The organism is Cereibacter changlensis JA139, assembly GCF_003034985.1.
Classification (GTDB): Bacteria; Pseudomonadota; Alphaproteobacteria; order Rhodobacterales; family Rhodobacteraceae; genus Cereibacter; species Cereibacter changlensis.
This window is the reverse complement of the sequence record NZ_PZKG01000013.1, coordinates 51,596-58,183: the sequence shown is the minus strand read 5'-3', so window position 1 is coordinate 58,183 and position 6,588 is coordinate 51,596. Positions and strand designations below refer to the sequence as shown.

The 6,588-nt window shown below is 70.3% G+C and carries 5 protein-coding genes; 4 read left to right on the top strand and 1 reads right to left on the bottom strand.

All coding sequences use genetic code 11. From position 1 onward, the window contains the following. The 3 genes from putA to C5F48_RS04950 all read left to right on the top strand — a co-directional run. Positions 1 to 3,115 (top strand): bifunctional proline dehydrogenase/L-glutamate gamma-semialdehyde dehydrogenase PutA (putA, locus tag C5F48_RS04960; RefSeq protein ID WP_107662804.1); only part of this gene is annotated, 3,115 nt, incomplete at its 5' end. Positions 3,116 to 3,146: 31 nt separating this feature from the next. Beyond that, a complete protein-coding gene (locus C5F48_RS04955) occupies positions 3,147 to 3,893 on the top strand; it encodes a rhomboid family intramembrane serine protease (RefSeq protein ID WP_107662803.1) in 747 nt (248 codons plus the stop codon). Continuing rightward, positions 3,890 to 4,246, top strand: coding sequence for a GFA family protein (locus tag C5F48_RS04950; protein ID WP_107662802.1), 357 nt, complete (start codon positions 3,890 to 3,892; stop codon positions 4,244 to 4,246). The genes C5F48_RS04955 and C5F48_RS04950 overlap by 4 nt, the downstream gene beginning before the upstream one ends. 53 nt (positions 4,247 to 4,299) lie before the next feature. On the opposite strand, the gene C5F48_RS04945 is transcribed toward C5F48_RS04950, so the two are convergent. Next, positions 4,300 to 5,085 (bottom strand): inositol monophosphatase family protein, encoded by a 786-nt coding sequence (locus C5F48_RS04945; RefSeq protein ID WP_107662801.1) that lies wholly within the window; start codon positions 5,083 to 5,085, stop codon positions 4,300 to 4,302. A 177-nt stretch (positions 5,086 to 5,262) separates the two neighbouring features. On the opposite strand from C5F48_RS04945, the gene C5F48_RS04940 reads away from it, so the two are divergent. Continuing rightward, complete coding sequence (locus tag C5F48_RS04940; RefSeq protein ID WP_107662800.1) at positions 5,263 to 6,567, top strand: DUF2254 domain-containing protein; 1,305 nt, start codon at positions 5,263 to 5,265, stop codon at positions 6,565 to 6,567. Positions 6,568 to 6,588 lie beyond the last annotated feature (21 nt).

Genomic DNA, 6,588 nt, shown 5'->3' with positions numbered 1-6,588 from the left:
GATCGCGCCCTCGGACTGGAACCGCCACCTCGGCAAATCCGCCTCCAGCCTCGTGAACGCCTCGACCTGGGCCCTGATGCTCACCGGCAAGGTGCTGGAGGACCGCGAACCCGGCATCGCCGGCCATCTGCGCGCCGCGGTCAAGCGGCTGGGCGAGCCGGTGATCCGCTCCGCCGTCGCCCGCGCCATGAAGGAGATGGGCCGCCAGTTCGTGCTGGGCGAGACCATCGACGCCGCCATGACCCGCGCCCGCGAGCTCGAATCGAAAGGCTACACCTACAGCTACGACATGCTGGGCGAGGCCGCCCGCACCGAGGCCGACGCCCGCCGCTACCACCTCGCCTACAGCCGCGCCATCACCGCCATCGCCGCCGCCTGCACCAGCCGCGACATCCGCGAGAATCCCGGCATCTCGGTGAAACTCTCGGCCCTGCACCCGCGCTACGAGGTGGCCAAGCGCGAGCGGGTCATGGCCGAGCTCGTCCCCCGCGTCCGCGCACTGGCGGGTCTCGCGAAAGCCGCAGGCCTCGGCTTCAACATCGACGCCGAGGAGGCCGACCGCCTCGCCCTCTCGCTGCAGGTGATCGAGGAGGTGCTGAAAGACCCCTCGCTGGCGGGCTGGGACGGTTTCGGCGTCGTGGTGCAGGCCTATGGCCGCCGCGCCGGGGCGGTGATCGACTGGCTCTACGCCACCGCGCAGCGGCTCGACCGCCGCATCATGGTGCGGCTGGTGAAGGGCGCCTATTGGGACGCCGAGGTGAAGCGCGCACAGGTGCTGGGCCTCGAGAGTTTCCCGGTCTTCACCCGCAAGCAATCCACCGATGTCAGCTACATCGCCAATGCCCGCAAGCTCCTCGGCATGACCGACCGGATCTACCCGCAATTCGCCACCCACAACGCCCATACCGTCGCCGCCGTGCTCGATATGGCGCCCGACACCACCGCCTTCGAATTCCAGCGCCTGCACGGCATGGGCGAACGGCTGCACGATATCGTGCTGACCGACCGCGCCACCCGCTGCCGGATCTACGCCCCCGTCGGCGCGCATCGCGACCTTCTGGCCTATCTCGTCCGCCGCCTCCTGGAAAACGGCGCCAACTCCAGCTTCGTCAACCAGATCGTCGACGAGGATGTGGCCCCTGAAACCGTCGCCGCCTGCCCGCTGACCGCGATGGAGAACCTGCGCCCGGTCGAAAGCCAGGCAATCCCGCCCGCGCCGCAGCTCTTCGGCAGAAGGCAGAACTCCCGCGGCCACGACCTGACCGACAGCGCCGACCTCGCCGGGATCGAGGCCGCCCGCACCCCGCACAGGACCGCCAATTTCGAGGCCCGGCCGATCCTCGCCGAAGGCCTCGCCGGCGGCCCGCGCGCCGAGATCCGCAACCCCGCCACCGGCGAGCGGGTCGGCCATGTGCTGCCCGCCACCGGCCCCGACATCGAGGCCGCGCTGCATCACGCCCTGCCATGGGAGGCCGCGCTGGAAGAGCGGGCCGAGGTGCTGCGGCGTGCCGCCGATCTCTATGAAGCCGAATCCGGCACGATCTTCGCCCTCCTCGCCCGCGAATCCGGCAAGACCCTCGCCGATGCCGTTGGCGAGCTGCGCGAGGCCGTCGATTTCCTGCGCTACTACGCGGCAGAGGCGCAGCCCGCCCAGCCGCGCGGCCTCTTCGCCTGCATCAGCCCGTGGAACTTCCCGCTCGCCATCTTCACCGGCCAGATCGCCGCCGCCCTCGTCACCGGCAACGCGGTTCTCGCCAAGCCCGCCGAGCAGACCCCGCTGATCGCCGCCTTCGCCACCTCCCTCCTGCACCGCGCCGGGGTGCCGCGCACCGCGCTGCAACTGCTGCCCGGAGACGGGGCAACCGTCGGCGCGGCGCTGACCTGCGACCCCCGCGTGAAGGGCGTCGTCTTCACCGGCTCCACCGACACCGCGCTGACCGTCCGCCGCGCCATGGCCGACCACCTCGACCCCGGCGCGCCCCTGATCGCGGAGACCGGCGGGCTCAACGCCATGCTGGTCGATTCGACCGCCCTGCCGGAGCAGGCGGTGCGCGACATCCTCGCCTCGGCCTTCCAGTCGGCAGGCCAGCGCTGCTCGGCGCTGCGCTGTCTCTACGTGCAGGAAGACGTGGCGCATACCGTGCAGGAAATGCTCTTCGGCGCGATGGACGAACTCACCTTGGGCGATCCCTGGGATCTGGCGACCGACATCGGCCCGGTGATCGACGCCGAGGCGCAGGCCGACATCCACGCCTATATCGAGGCGGCGCGCGGCGAGGGCAGGGTGCTCAAGCAGCTGAAGACCCCGGCCAGCGGCCATTTCATCCCGCCGACGGTGATCCGGGTCGGCGGGATCGCGGACATGCCGCGCGAGATCTTCGGCCCGGTGCTGCACATCGCGACCTTCAAGGCCACGCAACTGGACGCGGTGATCGACGCGGTGAACGCCACCGGCTACGGCCTGACCTTCGGCCTGCACAGCCGGATCGACGACCGGGTGCAGCGCATCGTCGAGCGGCTCCGCGTCGGCAACACCTATGTCAACCGCAACCAGATCGGCGCCGTGGTCGGCAGCCAGCCCTTCGGCGGCGAAGGCCTCTCGGGCACTGGCCCCAAGGCGGGCGGCCCGGCCTATCTCGCCCGCTTCACCACCAACCCGGCGCCGCAGGGCAGCCCCGACGCCAGCACCGCGACGCTGCCGCCCCTGCCGCAGCCCGCCGAAGCCCCGCTCGCCCGCCACAACCTGCCCGGGCCCACCGGCGAATCGAACCGCCTCTCCACCGTGCAGCGCCCGCCGCTGATCTGCCTCGGCCCCGGCAAGGCGACCGCCGCGGCGCAGGCCGAGGCGATCCGCGCGCTGGGCGGCCTTGCGGTCGAGGCGCCGGGCCTCGCGCCGGAAACCCTCACCACGGCAGAGGGCTTCTCCGGCGCGCTCTGCTGGGGCGAGGGGGCGCGGGCCTATGGGCAGGCGCTTGCCGCGCGCAAGGGGCCGATCCTGCCCCTGATCTGCGACCGCCCCGACGCGGCCCATGCCACGCTGGAGCGTCACCTCTGCATCGACACCACCGCCTCGGGCGGCAACGCGCAGCTTCTGGCGCAGGTCGCCAAGGCTTGACGCTGCAAGGCGGATCGGGAACGCTGCCGCGATGTTCCCGATCCGCGATCACAACCCCTCCGGCCGCACGCCCTATGTCACCTACGCGCTGATCGCGGCGAATGTGGTGATCTTTCTCGGCTATTGGCTGGTGCTGCCCTCGGAAGAGGCGCTGAATTGGTTCTTCTTCCGCTTCGGCCTCGTTCCCGCCGCCGTGACCTCGGGGCAGGGCTGGGCGGGCTTCCTGACCTCGATGTTCCTGCACGGCGGCTGGATGCATCTCTTCGGCAACATGCTGTTTCTCTACATCTTCGGCGACAATCTCGAAGACCTGATGGGCCACGTGGGCTTTCTCGTCTTCTACCTCGCCGCGGGCCTTGCGGCGGCGGCGGGGCAGGTGCTGGCCGACCCGTGGTCGCCGCTGCCGATGGTCGGCGCCTCGGGCGCCATCGCCGGGGTGATGGGCGGGTATCTGCTGCTCTTTCCCCGCGCCAAGGTCGATGTGCTGATCATCTTCGTGATCTTCTTCCGCATCTTCCCGATACCCGCTTGGATCATGCTGGGCCTCTGGTTCGGTCTGCAGCTCATCAGCGGCCTCTCCGCCCCCTCCGACATGGGCGGCGTTGCCTATTGGGCGCATTCCGGCGGCTTCCTTGCCGGGCTGGTCTTCACCCTGCCGTTCTGGCTCCGCAAGGGCGGCCCCGCCTTCTGGAGCGTGACCCACGGCCAGCCGCCGCATCCGCATCCCGATTACGCGCTGCAGCGCAGCCGCATCCCTGTCGTGAGGAGAAGACGATGAAAGGAACCTGCCACTGCGGCGCCGTCGAGATCGAGGTGACGCTCGCCGACGGCCTCGCCACCGCCCGCCGCTGCGACTGTTCCTTCTGCAGCCGCCGCGGCGCGATCGCGGTGACGGCGAACATGGGCGATCTGACCGTGGTGAAGGGGCAGGACAACCTGACCCTCTACCAGTGGAACACGAAGGTCGCGAAGCACTGGTTCTGCAAGACCTGCGGCATCTACACCCACCACCAACGCCGCTCGAACCCGAACGAATACGGCGTGAACGTCGGGATTCTCGAAGGCGTGAACCCCCGCGATCTGGGCGAGGTTCCGTGGTCGGACGGGGTCAACCACCCTTCCGACCGCTGAAACGGAAAGGGAGGGCCGAAGCCCTCCCTCACGTCGGCAACAAGGCTGCGGCCTCAGCCGCGGATCACCTTGCGGAATTCCTCGAACAGGTTGGCGTTGCCGCAGATCAGCGCGCCTTTTTCCAGCGGGTCGTCGCCCTCGCGGATGCCGGACACAAGGCCGCCGGCCTCGCGCACCAGGATCATCCCCGCCGCCACGTCCCACGGATAGACGCCGCGCTCCCAGTAGCCGTCGAAGCGGCCGGCCGCGACATAGGCGAGGTCGAGCGAGGCCGCCCCCCAGCGCCGCACCCCGGCGCAGGTCGGCATCAGCCGGGCCAGATCCTGCAGCGTCGCCGGCAGCGTGCCGCGCCCGCCGAAGGGCACCCCGGTGGCGAAGATCGACTCGATCATCGACCGCCGCCCGGAAACCCGCAGCCGGCTCTCGTTCATCCAGGCGCCGGCGCCCTTCTCGGCCCAGTACATCTCGTCCTTGGCGGCGTCGAACACCACGCCGGCGACGATCTCGCCCTTGTGCTCCAGCGCGATCGACACCGCCCAATGCGGCAGGCCGTGCAGGAAGTTGGTGGTGCCGTCCAGCGGATCGACGATCCAGCGCCGCGTCGGGTCGGCGCCCTCGCTCTCGCCGGTCTCCTCGCCGACCCAGCCGTAGGTCGGGCGCGCTTCCATCAGATCCGTCTTGATGATCCGCTCGGCCTCGCGGTCGGCCTTCGACACGAAGTCGCCCGGACCCTTGGCCGAGACCTGGAGGTTCTCGACCTCGCGGAAGTCCTTCACAAGGGCGCGGCCAGCCTTGCGGGCCGCCTTGATCATCAGGTTGAGGTTCGCGCTGCCTTGCATCCGGGGGCTCCATCCGTTCAAGGGCGTGTCTATAGCCATGACGGGCGCGGAAGGGAAGGGGATCGCGCGCAGCCTTGCCGGAAAGGCTTTCCACGGCGGCCGCAAGGCCGAAGACATCTCGAAACCGCCGCCCGGATCGGCTAAGCCTGACCTACCTGACCCGAAGCGGAGCGGCGAATGTCGAAGCTGAGATGGCTCTTGTCGCGCACGCTGAAGAAGCTGTGGGTCCGGGTGTCGCTGTTCGCCCTCCTCGGCGTGGCCGCCGCAGCGGCCGCCTGGCTCGCCAGCCGCTTCCTGAAGGGCGAGGCCCCGCTGGATATCAGCTCCGAGGCGATCGACAGCCTCCTGACCATCATCGCCTCCAGCATGCTGGCCGTCACCACCTTCTCGGTCGGCGCGCTGACCTCGGCCTATGGCTCGGCCACCTCCAACGCCACGCCGCGCGCCACGCCGCTTCTGACCGAGGATCAGGTGGTGCAGAACTCGCTCGCCACCTTCGTCGGCTCCTTCCTCTTCAGCATCGTCGGGCTGATCGCGCTGAAGGTCAGCTTCTATGGCCCCGAGGGCCGCGCCGTGCTGTTCCTCGTGACGCTGGTCGTCATCCTGCTGATCGTGCTGGCGCTGCTGCGCTGGATCAACCAGCTGACCAAGCTCGGCCGGGTCGCCGACACGATCTCGCGGATCGAGGAGGCCACCAGCGCCTCGATGCGGGCGCGGATCGCCTTGCCCTTCCTCGGCGGGCGCGGCCTGCCCGACCGCGACGACGAGGGCCGGCCGGTGCGGTCGCAGGCGGTGGGCTATGTGCAGTTCATCGACACCGCCGCCCTGTCAAAGATCTGCGAGGCGCAGGATTTCGACATCGACGTGCATGTGCTGCCGGGCAGCTTCGTCTATACCGGCTCCGACCTCGCCCATGTGCGGCCCGCGCCCGGCGCCGGCACGGCGGCCGAGGCGGCGGCCCTGCCGGCCGAGGCGGTGACGGCGATCTGCGCCGCCTTCACCATCGGCACCGCCCGCACCATGGACCAGGACCCGCGCTTCGGCCTCGTGGTGCTGAGCGAGGTGGCGCAGCGCGCGCTCTCGCCGGCGGTGAACGACCCGGGCACGGCGATCGACGTGATCGGCCGGCAGATCCGGCTGCTCAGCTTCTGGGGCGAGGCCTGGCAGGAGGCGGAGCGCAGCCAGCCCGACTATCCGCGCGTCCGGGTGCCGGCGCTGGTCTATCACGACCTGTTCGAGGATGCCTTCAACCTGATCGCCCGCGATGGCGCCGGGCAGGTCGACGTGATGCTGCGGCTGGTGAAGGGCCTGCAGGCGCTGACCCGCATCGGCCCGGAGGGCGCGCGGGCGGCGGCGCGCCAGCAACTGCTGGTCGCCTTGTCCCGCGCCAAGGCCAACCTGCCCGACGGCGACGACCTGCGCCGGCTGCAGGCGGCGATCGACCCGGCGGGGGCCGAGGAGCCGCGGGACAAGCGCGGCTGACGGTGCTAGGAGGCCCCATTG